Source organism: Bacillus cereus group sp. BfR-BA-01379 (assembly GCF_022663605.1).
Taxonomy (GTDB): domain Bacteria; phylum Bacillota; class Bacilli; order Bacillales; family Bacillaceae_G; genus Bacillus_A; species Bacillus_A mobilis.
The window spans coordinates 58,908-74,693 of the sequence record NZ_JAKUFT010000001.1; the positions used below are offsets into that span (position 1 = coordinate 58,908).

Consider the following 15,786-nt stretch of genomic DNA (forward strand, 5'->3'; position numbering starts at 1 on the left):
CCCTCTCATTTCTTAATGTTAAAATATTTACCAGGAATTTCTCCTCTAATAAGGTATTCAGTATCTCTTTTAGTCCAATTTAAAGCGAGATTTTTCCAGTGATCTGTAGTTGCGGAATCTTGTTTTATTAAACGCTCTATTTTCTTAGGGCTTAAAATAGCAACATCTTTTACTTCACCTTCCCTAATTCCCTTTCTTAGAGCAGGTAAATCAATATCAATAATATTTTTACCATAATTACTTGCAACCTCAGGTTTTATCGAGAAACTAGTATAAGGACTACTATGTTTTGCTCCTCTGCGATATCCACCTAAGATATGTTCAGTTACAGTTACTTGTCGGCCTTTATACATTCCTTCTTTATTTGCTGGGATTAAGTTTCCGTTCTCACCAATATGTGGTTTACCGATACCATTTGGTCTTGTTGCTGCTTTTAAGTAATCTTCTCCTCGTAAAAGGTTTTTACTTTCTATTGCAGCATGCGTCATCTTAACGCCTTTACCCACTTTAGCAAGTTTCCCAACTGGTGTAAGACCAGCTACTGCCATCCCACCCGCAAAGATTCTATCCCAGGTTGATAGTTTTTCACCAGTAGATGGATCAACACCATCCCACGCTCTTTTAATATCATACTCACCACTTATTTCACCAGCTATATCTCGAGCTAGTTTACCGCCATCAAAACCTTTTTCTTCAGAGGAAGGTTTACCACACATTGCACCTTCTTCCATTGTAACATCTTGATTATCTGCATTGCGGAATTTTTCAGCAATCCGTTTCAAGTCTTCTTCTACTTTTACAAGTGAATTAATAGATGTAAAAACTTTTGGTCTCGCATCATTGAACATTTGAATGAACTGTTGATTAGAGGCACCAATCCATTGAAAACACAATTGATCTATTTCATTACATAAATTATTATGTATAGATTCTAATGCGATTCTGGTATTATTTGCACGATTAGCCACTTCTTCTAGCATTTCAGGTGTTACTTTGATTTGAACCATTTTTTTCCTCCCTTTTCCAATTTAAATTATGAGATAAAAAGAAAAAAATGTAAATATGGAAATTTTAGATTAGTATAATAATATTTATGTGAAATAAAATCTGCATAATTGTAAATAAAGCCTATGTGTATGTAATGTAGGGTAAAAAAGGTCTGCTCAGACTAGAGCAGACCTTTTTGGGGGCGTTTATTTAATAATGGCCATTAATTACGAGTTGGACGGAAATTTGGTTCTTGCACACGTGTTAAGAATGCAGCAAACTGTTCACGAGTAACTTTGGCTGTAGGCGCAAATGTACCATCCGGGAATCCAACAGTAATATTATTTTGAGCTAAAATGACAATATAGTCATATGACCAATATTGAGTAGGTGAAACATCTTTAAATCTAACGTGTGCGCCAGTTGATTTTAAATCAAAAGCCTTAACGAGTGCTACAGCCATCTCTGCGCGTGTTAATTCTCGTTCACCAAAGAAATTAAAAGAATTAGCTATGTAGCCGTAATGCATCAATTTATGCGCAGCATCATAGTAATAGGAATATACCGGGATATCCTGGAATGTGTCCTTATAGTTATATGGCATTTTTAAATCTAATGCTCTATCTAACATTACAGCCATTTGACCACGAGTTACATTATCACTAGGTTTGAAATAACCCTCTGGAGTACCATTAATAATTCCTCTTTCAGTTAAATAGTTAATTTCTTTGTACGCCCAATTAGTAGTTTGTACATCTGGGAATGATTTAGCACTTGCAAGATTAGGAATAAAAAATGACAGAATCATTACAAAAGTAGTTAGTAACAGACTTGCTTTTTTCACTAAAAACACCTCTTTATATTTTTTTATTTACATATTACCATTAAATATTAATTAAATAAAGTAGATTTACTGGTGGTGTAGGTAATAATAACTTTAATTCAGATGGTACAGTAACGCGTGAACAATTAGCGGTATTTCTATAAAGAGCTATTCTAATATCTATCAAAGATCTAAGAGATAACGTTTAGTCAAAATGAATAAAAGACTAACTCGTATGAGTCGGTCTTTTATTTGCAGGATTATTTTTAACTGCTGATACCATAATATCCGTTGTAGTACGAAAGCAGTTGACGTTTTTTATATAATTATTATATATTAATATAACAAAAAATGATAATCACTTAAAAACAACGGATATAAGTGAGAGTTATATACATAGGAGGAATCATAATGAATTTTAAACATGTACTTGTAACAGGCTTAATTACCGCCACACTATTCGGTGCAACGAATGCTCATGCACAAACTGCAGATTTCACTGATGTACCAAGTGGGCATTGGTCTGAAAGTTCTATCAACTACTTAGCAGATAAAAAGGTAATAAGTGGTTATGGCAACGGGAAATTTGGTTTTGGAGACAATGTAACTCGTGGACAAGTATCTGCGATTATTTCAAGATATCTAAAACTAGAAAATAATGGATCTACAATCAAAAATTTCTCTGATATTCATGGGCATATGTTTGAAAACAGTATTAAAGCAGTTGCTCAAGCAGGGATCATGACAGGAGACAGCACTGACAAATTCAGACCCGATGATACATTAACTCGATACGAAATGGCTGTTATCTTACAAAAAGCTTTTCACTTAGCTGTAAAAACAAACGACCTTTTCTATGATGTTTCAAATAATCATTGGGCAACAGACTCTGTTCGTTCATTGTATAGTAATGGCATCACAAATGGAATTGGAAACTATCAATATGGCGGAGAAATGAGTGTAACAAGGGAACAATTTGCAAAATTTATGTATAATGCAATTTTTGTAAACCCTAACTTTGTTCCTGAGTCTATTCCTGAGAAAGATGGGGATGAGCAAAATTATAAAGAAATTCAGAATATACTGATTGATTATGGATTTGAAAAAACCCAATATAACTACAGATATAATAAAAACTATGATAACCTTATGTCTTTTGAATTCTCTTCTAACGATGACAGAGCATATAAAATATTTATGTATAGTGATGACCCTGTATTAAATGAGCCTGTGAAAAAAATCTTAAAAACCCTACTACCAACTAAAGGAGATTATCTGTACAATATAATGAAAAATCCTACTGCAAGCTCTCGAACAATAGAATTAGATGGTCGCAAAGTTGAAACTTATAGGGATGGCAATGATATATATGCTTTTCTTGGAAAACGAAAATACTAAAAGTTACTTATAAATGATTTAAATGTTCCCTTTGCATGGGGCATTTAAAAGGGCTACTCAGAAGTCGGTGTCACCGACTTCTGGGACAGCTCTTTTTTAATGTATATTAATTAATTCATTGAGTTTAATTTCCGTATTTAGTCCAAATGCATCTGTACAATAAATAGTTTTTAGCATTGGCTCTATATGTTGAACATTTATGTGCATGTTATTAATCAAACCATCGCAGTAATAAGAAGATTTATTTTTTTACGGTTACAAAATACAGAGAAAAGAAGCTGGAAGAGTTAGCGAGAATGTATGATGTTTTTGTGAAGGTTTATGTGATTGCAAGTATTTAATAGCGAAATAAAAAATAACAGTCCTTCTAAGGTGACATATATCGTTGCAACTTTTTAGAAAACAATTCTAGTTCATCAAAAATATAGTTTTGAAGGCTAAGGCATCTATGAAGATAAGCTCTCACCGTTTGTAAAGGCTGTTCTAACTAATTAATAATTAAAAAGACTATCCCTGTGCACAAGCCAGAAGATAGTCTTTTTTTGAAAATTAAGTAACTGAGAAATAACGAAAAAAACAAATTAAGCTTTTGGAATTCATTAACTTTAGAAAATAACGTTTTTTTACACTTGGGGATGCAACAAAAACTTAAGTCGATGGGTGTGTGGTACTGCCCTGTGTCTAACAATCGGGGGGAAGTTCACTTTATGATTATATGCGTATAAAATGAAAATTCACATTATTTCCTTGCGGAAATAGGTGGACTCGTTAGAACTACGTCATGATCTTTTAACTGTACGCGAAAGATATATACTGGTTGAGAAAAACCTTTTGTATCCGTGACGCGTTCTAAATTATATTCCGTAATGACTAAAGTCTCACCTTCAAATTCTTCACCCGCTCCGAAAGCTCCCATAGGATAAATATCTCCTTGTTTCAGCTTTTGAAATGCTTCTTTTGGAGAAATAATTTTGACGTCTCGCACTTTTTCACCTTTAGAATCGTAAACAGGCATTTTTTTACCTTCATCGCTTAACTCTAGTGATGCTTTTATAGAGACATGAGACATATCTGTTTTTCTGTAAGGATCAAATGGCATATTACCAAATTCCTTCATTTCATACGAAATAATTATTCCAAGTGCGAAGAAGCTTACAGCAGCTGGTAAGATTAAATATTTGACTATATATGTGTGTGATTCCTTTTTTTTGAGAAGAATAAGAACTATATTGAATATACAATACCCTAGCATCATTCCAATAGTATTATGAAGTAAATCGTCTAGTTCCGCACTTCCACGAAGTGTTATAAATTGAAGAGTTTCAATAAATAAAGATGTTGTAATTGAACTGATTAACATCCATTTTACTTTTAAAAAAACTTCATTAAATAAAGGTAATAAAATCCCTAACGGAAACAGCATACCTATATTAACAAATATATGAAAAAAAGAATTAAATGAAAATTGATTCCATGCTTGTTGATACTGGCTTAGTACATCGAAATCAATAGTTCTTACAAAGATATTCTCAGCTGAACGCCCAAATGTGGTAGCTATCATTAAAAGGGAATAATATCCTATAATTAATATAAATAATATAACTTGTCGTTTAGTAAATTTCTTTTCTCGTTTATTGATAAAATTCATTTTACACCTACTTTAGATATTTCGCCTAGCCCATTGATAAATCTTGCATAGCCTGGGATTACTTTTCTAACAACTTGGGATTCTAATTCTTTGATTCTCTTATTCATAAAGTCTACTCCTTGTAAATTGTAAATTTTGCTGTTCATAAAGAGTGTAGTGCGAGAGATGTACACATATACATATAGGATATAAGGAACTATTAAAATAAAAAGTAGGGTAAACTTTAAATTTTTATTAAATATTTGAAGCCTTTTCTTTTGATAACCTAACTTCAAATATTGTTCTTATCACATTAATTTTCAGCAGAAATCCCCCTTATGCTGTTTGCCTATATTTTTAGGAATACACTTAATAGACAATCTAAGTAATAAATTTGTTCCACATTAATAAGGAATCAAACCAGTGTGTTTCGATCGAATATCGAAATACACTGGTAATTTAGTATTTTTCTTATTGTCTACTTAATAGGGAGAAGACCCCATTGCTATCAAGCTAAGATTTTGAGACCCTTATAACAAAATTTTAGCTTTTTACAGTTATTTATGAGAATTCAGCTCAATTTTCTCGTTTTGGGGTATTTGCTTTTCTTAGGTTGGTGGGCAAGGGGGAGTACCAACAAAGCACGAATTTTACAGCCTAAGAAGAATTTTTTGAAATTTGCAAGTTATGAACGCGACTATTATTATTTTTTCTTTAATTAATGATTTTGGTCATAGTGGAAGTTTGATTGATGTGTAAAAGAAAAAATACAATGAAGATTTTTAACAGAAGAAAATAAAAAAGTGCTAACAAGTTTGCAAACGAACTTACTAACACTTATACAGAATAGACATAAATTATCGCTGATATGTCTTCTTTAAAACAGCTTTAATTAAAGAGATCACACTTATACGAATTGCTTATAAAAATATTCGCGATATGACGGATATAGATGCAAGAGAATTTAAAGAGTTTGATGATGAATTGGATGTAGATATAATGAAAATAGAAAAGAATGATTCAATCTTTCTGCTTTAAATAATAGTAGACAAATCCTGCCCGTTATATTGATCAGGATTTGTCATTTTTTCATGTAAATAAGGATATCCTTTGTCATGTATCTTTTCTTTTAAGTATTTACTTTATTTACATACAGGATTAAGATATTTTTTAGAAATACAAAATCTACATCATATGGAAAAGCAATATGAATTGATTCAAAAGAAATTTGAAAGGAATGAGGAATTGTGAAGAAATTAGATGTGTTATTAATGCTATTAAGCGGCCTCTTTCCAGTTGCAGGAATTATGAAGCAAATCCCATTAGAACAATCTTTATATATTGGAGGCCTATTATTTTTTACTAGTTTCGGTAGCTATTTTGCGAAAAAAATATATTCACGTATATGTAGTTGGATAGCGTACGCGCCATTTATAACACTACTGTTAATCCTTTGGAATCAGGATATCTCAACAAGTTCAATAATAGCGAATGCAAAAATTGCCGCTTGTATCGCTTTAATTCCATGTTTATTCCGTTTTCGTACATATGGACTAACTTTAGGTTTATTGTCATTATGGGCCGCTTTACTTTGGGATATTAAAGAAATACAGTCGTTAGTTATACTTGAACGTATGACGAGTTTAATGACAAGTCATTACTTATATCTTCTATTGTTAGTTGGAGGACTAATAGTAGGTGGATTACTTGCGATGTTAATTCACCGCAGAGAGAAAAATGATAATAAAGAAAATATAAATCTTTTTCAACAAAAAAAGAAACGCAAAAAATTATCATTTAAGATTCCACTTCCAAAATTACCGAAAATTAAGATGAAATTATTTAAATTTGGTGGGAAAGGATCAAAACGAAAAACACCAGAAAACATACGTGAGCATAATTACGAAGAACCAGCTTCAGCTGCAACATATGAAATGACAGAGCCAATACAACAATATAAAGAAGGTACTGTTCAAGGACAAACGAGGATGGAACGTCGTAGGAATAAGTATAATGTATAAAAAAACCTTTAATGATGTATCATTAAAGGTTTTTTTTATGTAATTAAATATAGATTGCTAATGTGGAAATTGTAGCATACTCTAAAGTTGAGGACTTAAATAAAATAATGGGAGGACAAAATGCTTATTATTACATATATTTCGGTCTGTATATTGTTTTTAGTTAGCTTTTTACATGTTTACTGGGCTTTCGGAGGTAGTTGGGCGACCAATAGTGTCATTCCAACAAAAGCTGGAGAAAAGGCGTTTACACCAGGTACAGGGATGACATTGTTCATTGCGTTATTATTAAGTATGGCAGCAATAATTTTATTACAACAAACGAATGTTGTTCATTTGGCATTTCCTAATATTATTGTTCAAATGGGATCCTGGATTTGTATGATTGTATTTTTCATAAGAGTAATTGGTGAGTTTCATTATTTTGGTATCTTTAAAAGAAAAAAGGATACGCAATTTGCAAGAATGGATACTGTTTTATATATACCACTTTGTGCTTTTTTATCTTTATCATTCTTACTAGCAATAATATCGTGAACAGAAAATAGTACCTGCTTTCTTTAAAATAAACGTGAATTAGCAAGGAGTAAAAGTGAGAAATCTAGTAGGAAATAAAAAGGATGTAAGCGTCTTCTTATCGAAGTATAGATTATTATGAAAGGCGGTGACACTATGAAGTATGTAAAAGTATGTATGAATGGCGGAAGCGAACACAAATTCTCGATGACTTTAGATCGGTTTGAAGAACTTATTACTACAGAGAATGGACTATTAGAAAATAAATTAGTTAGTATTGAAAATGTAATGATTAATCCTACTAATATATCTTCTGTAGTTGAAAAAATTGGTGTACCGGCTAAGTTTATAGAAGCTTAAAAATTGGTACATAAAAAACATCCATAGGGATGTTTTTTTATTTATAAATATGATAATTGTACAATGAATATATGAGCAGGATTTTTAGCAATACGTATACATTTGATGTGTAATAGGTGCACAATAAAATAAGTACAAGCATATAGTATTAAGTAGGACAAGACCTTCGTGTCCTACTTAATACTCAGAAAAAACCTCTATCACATGAGAGCATCCAATTGCAGGGTGCTCTTTTTTTATCCAGCTCTTTAACTTTCAATTTTAAACATATCTTTGATGTTAATAAATATTAAAAATAATATAATAGCAAAAATTAAGTTAGATAAATAGAAATTTTGATGAAATAGTAATTCGAAGATGACATCGAAAACATATAATAAGGCGGTGGTAGGTAATATACAAATAAATATAAATCTCCAATTTTTCAGATAATGTTTATAAGTAGTAAATACTTTATCCATACATATAGCTCCTGTGTTTTTTTATTTTCTATATAATTATACATTTAAATAAAAGGATTTACAAAAAGTTATTTAGCTATTAAAAATATTATTTAGCTGTAGCAATCTAAATAATAAATGTTTTTACTTAAAAAAACTTTTAAAGAGCGATACTAAAATGATAAACTATAATCTATGTTAGTTTTGAAATGAATAGAGGGATTTACATGATAGATAAAATTAAAAATGCTGTAGATGATATGTACGAAGATGAAGCAAAACATTTACTTCAAAGTATTCTAATACAATTAGATGTATTAGACGGGAATTATAACGAAGATATGATAAAAAATTTAACGAGTATTCCTAAGCAATTGACAAGTCATGCGACTCAGGAAAAGAACGTAAGAGAAAGTATACACATTCATATCGCCTTTGATGATTCAACAGCTGGCTGTTTAAAATATATGTTGAAACAGGAAGGATTACTTGAGGAGAGTGTAGTTTCATTCTCTGAATTCTTTTCAATTGGGCCTGTTCATCAATTACATACAAATGAAGGTCAATTAGCAAGAAAAAAGTGGTTATTAAATAACTTAACTTCTTATGATTGTTATTTTGAAGAAGAGTATTTACCAAAATTTAAGGAAACTTTAGAAGTTCTACATTCAATTCCAAATGAAACACCAATTACCATTTGGAAGGCAGATAACGCACATGAACATGTAGGCTTAAGTTTTGTAATTGCACAATTAAAAGATAAGAAAAACATTCGCGTTATGAATACGTCTGAAGCAAGTAAAGAAATATTAAAACAAGAATATGATATTCGTGGAACTGGAGAGTTAGCACCTGAAAGTTTAGCTCTAATTCAAAAAAGTTTTGTAGAATTGCTATATTTAACTGTAGAGAAACGTATGCAGTTTGAACATGAGTGGGATAGTCTATCGAAAAGTACGGAGTTTTTAAGAGTTTGGAAAGAGAATGAAGTGCGTTCGGTACAGGAAGATTATTTTGATCAATTTATTATTGAATGCGCGAAAAGTATAGGTGCTGATCGAGAATTTCTAAAAGCCCCTAGAGTAATTGGTGAAGCACTTGGTCTTGTAGAGCAATTAGTTGGCGATACTTTTTTAGAATATCGTTTAAAGCAATTAATTAAAAAAGAAGTATTTGAATTTGAAGGTTCATTAGAAGAAATGCGTTTTTATAGTGTGAAATTAAGAAAATAATACATCTATTCCGTTTATGAAGAAGCTCGTATTTTTAAAATACGAGCTTTATTTTTTTGTTGAATTTAGGCTATACATAAGCTTCCTATAGTGCGCATATCACATATGAATGTTAAAGGTACTGAATGAAAAGTAGGTGAGTTGTTAATATGTATAACCAGCAAAATTATTCATATGATCAAGGGATGTATTATAATCCACAAAACTACGGGTATGAACCTGTAAATGAAGTGAGAGATATGGAACAAGAAGATTATAGACCAGATGATGCGGAAGATGCTCCAACGTCACCACCACCATCTCAAGCTCCATCGTTACCATCGACATTTGCTTCGCCAGCACAGCCAGGAAATATGAAATCCTGGATGTGTAACTGTCTAGGAAGATGGGGCTATTTACGTTTGCATCGTCCTGGACCTTTCGGAAGGGACTTATGGTTCTTCCCAACTGAAGTGAGGAGAAATGGGGTTTCAGGTTACACTTGGCAAGGTGGTCGCCGTCGTAAAGTAAGTTATCGCTATCAACAAATTAGTAATTTCATGTGTTTTGCGTAAATAAGAGTGAGAGAGTAGAAGGATTTTACTCTCTCACTTTTTTATTTTTCAATATAAGAAGTAAGATTTTGATTAAAAATTTACAATTTTCACGTTTTTATTAGAGTATAATGCAACTGTTGGTTCGTTTTCAAAAAAATGAGAGTGAGGGGATACAATGTCAATGAAAAACAAAGTTGGGCAAAGAATAGAGGATGGTATTAATTTAGCTTCAGCGCAGTTTAAAGAAGATGCTTATGAAATTTATAAAGAATCGCGAAAAATACAACCTATATTATTTGTAAATGAAGTTGAACTTGGTAAAGAATGGCTCATTACAAGATATGAAGATGCTCTGCCACTTTTAAAAGATAATCGTTTGAAAAAAGATATGACAAATGTGTTTCCTCAAGATACAACGAACATGTATCTTTCCGTTGACAATAGTGATCATTTAACAACTCACATGTTAAATTCAGATCCACCTAATCACAGTCGTTTACGATCTTTAGTTCAAAAAGCTTTTACACCGAAGATGATTACACAATTAGACGGGAGAATTCAGAGAATAGTGGATGATTTAATAAGTGAGATAGAGCGAAAAGGCACTTTAAATCTTGTGGATGATTATTCGTTCCCTTTACCGATTATTGTAATAAGTGAAATGCTTGGTATTCCAAAAGAAGATCAAGCAAAATTTAGAATTTGGTCTCATGCTGTTATTGCATCGCCAGAAACACCTGAAGAAATAAAAGAAACGGAAAAACAACTATCTGAGTTTATTACATATCTTCAATATATAGTTGATGTAAAACGAAAAGATCCAAAAGAAGATTTGGTTAGTGCGCTAATACTTGCAGAAAATGAAGGACATAAACTTAGTGCTCCAGAGCTATATTCAATGATAATGCTATTAATCGTAGCAGGACATGAGACAACAGTGAATTTAATTACGAATACGGTATTAGCACTTCTTGAAAATCCAGATCAATTACAGTTATTAAAAGATAACCCAAAATTAATCGATTCTGCAATTGAAGAAGGATTGCGTTATTATTCTCCAGTTGAGGTTACAACTGCAAGATGGGCAGCTGAGCCTTTTCAAATTCACGAACAAACAATCCAAAAAGGGGATATGGTTGTCATTGCATTAGCTTCGGCAAACCGCGATGAAACAGTATTTGAAAACCCAGAAGTATTTGATATTACTCGGGAAAATAATCGTCACATTGCCTTTGGACATGGTAGCCATTTCTGCTTAGGCGCTCCACTTGCTAGGTTGGAGGCGAAGATTGCTATTACTACTTTGATTAATCGGATGCCTGAATTACAAATAAAAGGGAATCGTGAAGATGTTAAATGGCAGGGGAATTATTTAATGCGTTCTTTAGAGGAATTACCATTAACATTCTAGAATATTTATTTTTAGACATGCATACATAGAAAATGATTTACATAGAGTATGTATGTGTTATTTAAATTCGAAACGGAAGGGTGAACACATCCCAATGATCAACTAATTCTATTTGTAAGAGATCTTCGTTAAAAAACGAAATATTCTTCTGAATAGGATTAGTCTGTACATTTATAGAAAAGGGATGTATTTCGCTCTGCGAATATATAGTCTTTTTATATGATTTGTGCTGCCTCCTGTTCAGAACATGAAATAGGGGGCTTTTTTATGTCGACAAATGTAGTAACGAAACAAAATAATGGGGTATCACAAGTATTGAAAAATAGATTTGTACAGGGAATTTTAGCTTCAGCATTATTTTTACAAGTAGGGATATGGGTTCGAAACTTTGCGGTATTACTGTATGTAATGGAAATGACGAAGGGTGATGCTTTTGCTATTTCGATGATTTCAGTTGCAGAGTTTGCTCCAATTTTCATCTTTTCTTTTATTGGCGGAACGTTTGCTGATAGGTGGAAGCCAAAGAAGACAATGATATGGTGTGAGACTTTAAGTTCTATTTCAGTATTCGCTGTATTAATTACACTTATGTTTGGTACGTGGAAAATTGTATTTTTTGTCACGCTTATTTCTGCAATCCTTTCACAGTTTTCTCAGCCATCTGGCATGAAATTGTTTAAACAACATTTATCGGCGGAACAGATCCAATTAGCAATGTCTATATATCAAACAATATTTGCGATTTTTATGGTATTAGGACCGATTCTTGGAACATTTATCTTTCATAGTTTTGGAATTTATATTTCAATCATCATAACAGGTATCGCTTTTTTACTAGCAGCTGTTGTGTTGTTATTTCTTCCGAAAGATATTGAGAATGATAATGAGAAGAAAGAAATCACGCTACTACAGGAGATGCTTGATGGTATTAAATATGTGAAAAAGAAAAAAGCATTAACTTTGCTAGGACTTTGTTTTATGGCGGCAGGACTAGGTATAGGGTTGATTCAGCCATTAGGTATATTTATCGTAACTGAGCAGTTAGGTTTATCAAAAGAGAGTTTACAATGGTTACTAACAGTAAATGGTGCAGGAATGATTGTTGGCGGTGCTTTAGCGATGGTATTTGCGAAGAACGTTGCTCCGCAAAAGATGTTAATTATAGGGATGCTCGGTCAGGCGATCGGCATTGGTATAATAGGTTATTCGACAAATTTATGGGTGACACTTACAGCACAACTTTTTAGTGGGTTAGCTCTTCCATGTATCCAAATAGGTATTAATACGCTTATTATTCAAAATAGCGATACTGATTTTATTGGTCGTGTAAATGGTATATTAAGTCCACTATTCACCGGTTCAATGGTAGTAACGATGAGTATTGCTGGTTCATTAAAAGAAGTATTCTCATTAAGTACGATGTATGAGGGCACAGCGTTACTATTTATTATTGGATTATTATTTATTTTACCTATATACAATTTAAAGCCAGTAATAGCGGTAGAAAGTGAAATAAATGGTAAAGGAAGTGCTGTACAACATGAATCCTAATCCAAATGTTAAATATCCTATTGAAGGAAATCAAAATGTCCATTTTATAAAAAATACAATAACAAAAGCTAATATACTCATTGGAGACTATTCATATTATGATGCGAAAGATGGAGAAACATTTGAAGATCGTGTATTACATCATTATGAATTTCTTGGAGATCGCCTTATACTTGGAAAGTTTTGTTGTATTGCAAATGGAGTTACCTTTATTATGAACGGAGCGAATCATCGGATGGATGGATTTTCGGCATATCCATTTAATATATTTGGGAATGGGTGGGAGAAGTATACACCTAATTTGTCTGATTTACCTTACAAAGGTGATACAGTTATAGGCAATGACGTATGGATTGGTATGGATACAACGATTATGCCTGGAATAAAAATAGGGGATGGTGCAATCATTGCAGCTAAATCTGTTGTGACTAGAGACGTCGAGTCATATACAATTGTTGGCGGAAACCCTGCAAATAAAATAAAGGAACGATTTACAAAAACAATAATAGAAGAATTATTGCAAATTCAATGGTGGCATTTTGACATTAATAAAATAACTGAAAATATAGATGCGATTGTACAAGGAGATATTGAATCATTAAGAAAGCTAAAAAGGGAATAAAAAATGCAGTCTAAAGAGTATCATACCTCCGAATTTTGTTAATGATAATAGAACAAGGAGGTGTGATACTATGGCACAAGACGTTTTATGTGAAGTAAACAACTGTAAATTCTGGGCTAACGGCAATAAATGTAGTGCAGATGCAATTTATGTAGTAAGTAATAAAGGGAAACATGCATCAACTACTGAAGAAACAGATTGCAAAACTTTCGATCCAGAAATATAAAATTTTGAAGGGTAGCCAAATCGTGGTTGCCCTTTTCTTAATTATAGTATTGATAATAAATCTCATTTTCATTCATTGTTTTTAACTTTTCTTTTATTTTTTCATATTTTCTTCATAAGTGATGTAATCCAGAGCAATTCATGTTCTATACGTGATTTACTAAATTCAATGACTTCTGTAATAAAAGGTGAGCTAACATGTAAAGATTGAATAGAAGTAAGCTGTTTATGTAGTACGTCTTGGCGTATTGTTAAAATTTCTTTTCTAGCTTCGAAATCAAGTTTTTCAAATAGTGCGATACGCACAAGGAATTCAGCGTTATTTGTCGCAATCTTTTCGGGAAACTCTCTTAACATTTCATAAAAAATTTCTTCTCCTGTTTCAGTTATGTCGTACATATTTCGATTTGGCTTTCCGACTTGTTTATGTATTTTTTTCGTTATAGCACCCATATTTTCGAAACGCCGAAGAGCAGGGTACAGTGTATTATGATTTAATTCGAAATTCTCACCTAACCGATTTTGAACATTTTTCTTTATTTCATATCCATGTTTTGGTCCAGTCGTTAATTCTGCTAGTAATAAAATGTCAACATACATAATAATCCCCCTTGTATATTTCTCAAGTTCTCCAATGAAAAATCCGCTTTAGCATATGTTAAAATAACATATGTTAGATTATACAACTTTGAACTACCGACCTATCACTTTTATTGTAAATGAAAAGGGAGGAAAGAACTATGGCTTCGCCTGAAAATGTGATTTTAGTTCATGAAATTTCAAAGCTGAAAACAAAAGAAGAATTGTGGAATCCGTATGAGTGGTATCAATTTATGAGGGACAATCATCCGGTTCATTATGATGAGGAGCAGGATGTATGGAATGTTTTTTTATACGATGATGTAAATCGAGTTTTATCGGATTATCGCTTATTTTCAAGTAGAAGGGAACGAAGACAATTCTCAATCCCACCTTTAGAAACGAGAATAAATATAAACTCTACTGATCCACCAGAACATCGAAATGTACGTTCTATTGTTTCTAAAGCATTTACTCCAAGAAGTATAGAACAATGGAAACCTCGAATACAGTCTATCGCAAATGAACTTGTACAACATATCGGAAAATATAGTGAGGTTAATATCGTTGAAGAGTTTGCTGCAGCTTTACCTGTTACCGTCATATCTGATTTGTTAGGAGTACCAACAACTGACCGTAAAAAAATTAAAGAATGGTCTGATATTTTATTTATGCCATATAGTAAAGAAAAATTTAACGATTTGGATGTAGAAAAAGGAATTGCGTTAAATGAATTTAAAACATACCTTCTTCCAATTGTTCAAGAGAAAAGATTTCATTTATCCGACGATATTATTTCAGATTTAATACGAGCTGAATATGAAGACGAAAGATTAACCGATGAAGAAATAGTTACTTTTTCTTTAGGCTTATTAGCGGCAGGTAATGAAACAACTACAAATTTAATTATTAATAGCTTTTATTGTTTTTTAGTGGATTCACCTGGAACATATGAAGAGTTAAGAAAAGAACCTACATTAATTTCAAAAGCGATTGATGAAGTTTTACGCTATCGCTTTCCCGTTACATTAGCTAGAAGAATTACAGAGGATACAAATATATTCGGACCTTTTATGAAAAAGGATCAAATGATTGTTGCATGGGTAAGTGCAGCAAATTTAGATGAGAAAAAGTTTTCACAAGCCTCTAAATTTAATTTACACCGAATTGGAAATGAAAAGCATTTAACCTTTGGTAAAGGTCCTCACTTTTGCTTAGGGGCACCACTTGCACGACTAGAAGCTGAGATTGCATTAAGAACTTTTATAAATGCTTTTAAAAAAATAGAGTTATCGTCATCTTTCAATTTAGAAAAATGTATATTGGAAAATGAACAAACTTTGAAATTCTTACCTATTCGCTTGACAACTCAATAAGCTGATCAGCAAGGTGCAAAATTATTGTACCTTGCTTTTTTATTTCTCAATTGTAAATTTTTAGCTAGCTATTTAGTATGGA

The 15,786-nt window shown here is 32.1% G+C and carries 15 protein-coding genes and 3 pseudogenes; 12 read left to right on the forward strand and 6 right to left on the reverse strand.

Translation table 11 applies throughout. From position 1 onward, the window contains the following. Positions 1–5: 5 nt before the first annotated feature. Positions 6–1,007: a WXG100 family type VII secretion target gene (locus MR113_RS00295; protein ID WP_242250546.1), complete on the reverse strand. Its 1,002-nt coding sequence runs from the start codon at positions 1,005–1,007 to the stop codon at positions 6–8. A 215-nt stretch (positions 1,008–1,222) separates the two neighbouring features. Beyond that, positions 1,223–1,831: pseudogene (locus MR113_RS00300) on the reverse strand (S-layer homology domain-containing protein); the annotation flags it as partial. Between the two features lie 390 nt (positions 1,832–2,221). Between MR113_RS00300 and MR113_RS00305 the strand changes: the two are divergent. After that, complete coding sequence (locus MR113_RS00305) at positions 2,222–3,208, forward strand: S-layer homology domain-containing protein (RefSeq protein ID WP_071723155.1); 987 nt, start codon at positions 2,222–2,224, stop codon at positions 3,206–3,208. Between the two features lie 96 nt (positions 3,209–3,304). On the opposite strand, the pseudogene MR113_RS00310 reads toward MR113_RS00305, so the two are convergent. Continuing rightward, positions 3,305–3,445 (reverse strand): annotated as a pseudogene (locus MR113_RS00310) (YolD-like family protein); the annotation flags it as partial. A gap of 2 nt (positions 3,446–3,447) precedes the next feature. On the opposite strand from MR113_RS00310, the pseudogene MR113_RS28695 reads away from it, so the two are divergent. Continuing rightward, a pseudogene (locus MR113_RS28695) lies at positions 3,448–3,549 on the forward strand (replication-relaxation family protein); the annotation flags it as partial. Positions 3,550–3,947: 398 nt separating this feature from the next. On the opposite strand, the gene MR113_RS00315 reads toward MR113_RS28695, so the two are convergent. After that, on the reverse strand, positions 3,948–4,856 hold the full coding sequence (locus MR113_RS00315) for a VanZ family protein (RefSeq protein ID WP_242250547.1): 909 nt from the start codon (positions 4,854–4,856) through the stop codon (positions 3,948–3,950). Positions 4,857–6,082: 1,226 nt separating this feature from the next. On the opposite strand from MR113_RS00315, the gene MR113_RS00320 reads away from it, so the two are divergent. From MR113_RS00320 to MR113_RS00330, 3 genes are all read left to right on the forward strand, one after another. Further along, positions 6,083–6,856, forward strand: coding sequence for a DUF3959 family protein (locus MR113_RS00320; RefSeq protein ID WP_242250548.1), 774 nt, complete (start codon positions 6,083–6,085; stop codon positions 6,854–6,856). 120 nt (positions 6,857–6,976) lie between these two features. Further along, positions 6,977–7,393: a DUF3995 domain-containing protein gene (locus MR113_RS00325; protein WP_242250549.1), complete on the forward strand. Its 417-nt coding sequence runs from the start codon at positions 6,977–6,979 to the stop codon at positions 7,391–7,393. Between the two features lie 135 nt (positions 7,394–7,528). Then, the gene (locus tag MR113_RS00330) at positions 7,529–7,732 is read left to right on the forward strand and encodes a hypothetical protein (RefSeq protein ID WP_242250550.1); all 204 of its coding nucleotides are present in this window, start codon (positions 7,529–7,531) and stop codon (positions 7,730–7,732) included. Positions 7,733–7,980: 248 nt separating this feature from the next. Here MR113_RS00330 and MR113_RS00335 read toward each other — a convergent pair whose 3' ends face one another. Beyond that, positions 7,981–8,193 (reverse strand): hypothetical protein, encoded by a 213-nt coding sequence (locus tag MR113_RS00335; protein ID WP_242250551.1) that lies wholly within the window; start codon positions 8,191–8,193, stop codon positions 7,981–7,983. Positions 8,194–8,399: 206 nt separating this feature from the next. On the opposite strand from MR113_RS00335, the gene MR113_RS00340 reads away from it, so the two are divergent. The 6 genes from MR113_RS00340 (at position 8,400) to MR113_RS00365 (ending at position 13,750) form a co-directional block, all read left to right on the forward strand. Further along, positions 8,400–9,404, forward strand: coding sequence for a DUF1835 domain-containing protein (locus MR113_RS00340; RefSeq protein WP_242250552.1), 1,005 nt, complete (start codon positions 8,400–8,402; stop codon positions 9,402–9,404). Positions 9,405–9,553: 149 nt separating this feature from the next. Next, the gene (locus tag MR113_RS00345; RefSeq protein WP_061659363.1) at positions 9,554–9,958 is read left to right on the forward strand and encodes a hypothetical protein; all 405 of its coding nucleotides are present in this window, start codon (positions 9,554–9,556) and stop codon (positions 9,956–9,958) included. Positions 9,959–10,115: 157 nt separating this feature from the next. After that, a complete protein-coding gene (locus tag MR113_RS00350; RefSeq protein WP_242250553.1) occupies positions 10,116–11,351 on the forward strand; it encodes a cytochrome P450 family protein in 1,236 nt (411 codons plus the stop codon). Between the two features lie 267 nt (positions 11,352–11,618). Next, a complete protein-coding gene (locus tag MR113_RS00355) occupies positions 11,619–12,902 on the forward strand; it encodes an MFS transporter (protein WP_242250554.1) in 1,284 nt (427 codons plus the stop codon). After that, positions 12,892–13,524 carry a Vat family streptogramin A O-acetyltransferase gene (locus MR113_RS00360; RefSeq protein ID WP_242250555.1) on the forward strand — a complete coding sequence of 211 codons (633 nt, stop codon included), beginning with the start codon at positions 12,892–12,894 and terminating at the stop codon, positions 13,522–13,524. The genes MR113_RS00355 and MR113_RS00360 overlap by 11 nt, the downstream gene beginning before the upstream one ends. 70 nt (positions 13,525–13,594) lie before the next feature. Continuing rightward, positions 13,595–13,750 carry a DUF1540 domain-containing protein gene (locus tag MR113_RS00365; protein ID WP_000046092.1) on the forward strand — a complete coding sequence of 52 codons (156 nt, stop codon included), beginning with the start codon at positions 13,595–13,597 and terminating at the stop codon, positions 13,748–13,750. A 101-nt stretch (positions 13,751–13,851) separates the two neighbouring features. Here MR113_RS00365 and MR113_RS00370 read toward each other — a convergent pair whose 3' ends face one another. Next, complete coding sequence (locus tag MR113_RS00370; RefSeq protein ID WP_242250556.1) at positions 13,852–14,349, reverse strand: PadR family transcriptional regulator; 498 nt, start codon at positions 14,347–14,349, stop codon at positions 13,852–13,854. Positions 14,350–14,489: 140 nt separating this feature from the next. Here MR113_RS00370 and MR113_RS00375 point away from each other — a divergent pair, with 140 nt between their 5' ends. Continuing rightward, positions 14,490–15,704, forward strand: coding sequence for a cytochrome P450 (locus tag MR113_RS00375; RefSeq protein WP_242250557.1), 1,215 nt, complete (start codon positions 14,490–14,492; stop codon positions 15,702–15,704). The last annotated feature ends 82 nt before the right edge of the window (positions 15,705–15,786 follow it).

Coding starts and splice junctions, on each gene's coding strand:
- MR113_RS00295 (WP_242250546.1), bottom strand. CDS start 1,007: ATGGTTCAAATCAAAGTAACACCTGAAATGCTAGAAGAAGTGGCTAAT.
- MR113_RS00305 (WP_071723155.1), top strand. CDS start 2,222: ATGAATTTTAAACATGTACTTGTAACAGGCTTAATTACCGCCACACTA.
- MR113_RS00315 (WP_242250547.1), bottom strand. CDS start 4,856: ATGAATTTTATCAATAAACGAGAAAAGAAATTTACTAAACGACAAGTT.
- MR113_RS00325 (WP_242250549.1), top strand. CDS start 6,977: ATGCTTATTATTACATATATTTCGGTCTGTATATTGTTTTTAGTTAGC.
- MR113_RS00330 (WP_242250550.1), top strand. CDS start 7,529: ATGAAGTATGTAAAAGTATGTATGAATGGCGGAAGCGAACACAAATTC.
- MR113_RS00335 (WP_242250551.1), bottom strand. CDS start 8,193: ATGGATAAAGTATTTACTACTTATAAACATTATCTGAAAAATTGGAGA.
- MR113_RS00340 (WP_242250552.1), top strand. CDS start 8,400: ATGATAGATAAAATTAAAAATGCTGTAGATGATATGTACGAAGATGAA.
- MR113_RS00345 (WP_061659363.1), top strand. CDS start 9,554: ATGTATAACCAGCAAAATTATTCATATGATCAAGGGATGTATTATAAT.
- MR113_RS00350 (WP_242250553.1), top strand. CDS start 10,116: ATGTCAATGAAAAACAAAGTTGGGCAAAGAATAGAGGATGGTATTAAT.
- MR113_RS00355 (WP_242250554.1), top strand. CDS start 11,619: ATGTCGACAAATGTAGTAACGAAACAAAATAATGGGGTATCACAAGTA.
- MR113_RS00360 (WP_242250555.1), top strand. CDS start 12,892: ATGAATCCTAATCCAAATGTTAAATATCCTATTGAAGGAAATCAAAAT.
- MR113_RS00365 (WP_000046092.1), top strand. CDS start 13,595: ATGGCACAAGACGTTTTATGTGAAGTAAACAACTGTAAATTCTGGGCT.
- MR113_RS00370 (WP_242250556.1), bottom strand. CDS start 14,349: ATGTATGTTGACATTTTATTACTAGCAGAATTAACGACTGGACCAAAA.
- MR113_RS00375 (WP_242250557.1), top strand. CDS start 14,490: ATGGCTTCGCCTGAAAATGTGATTTTAGTTCATGAAATTTCAAAGCTG.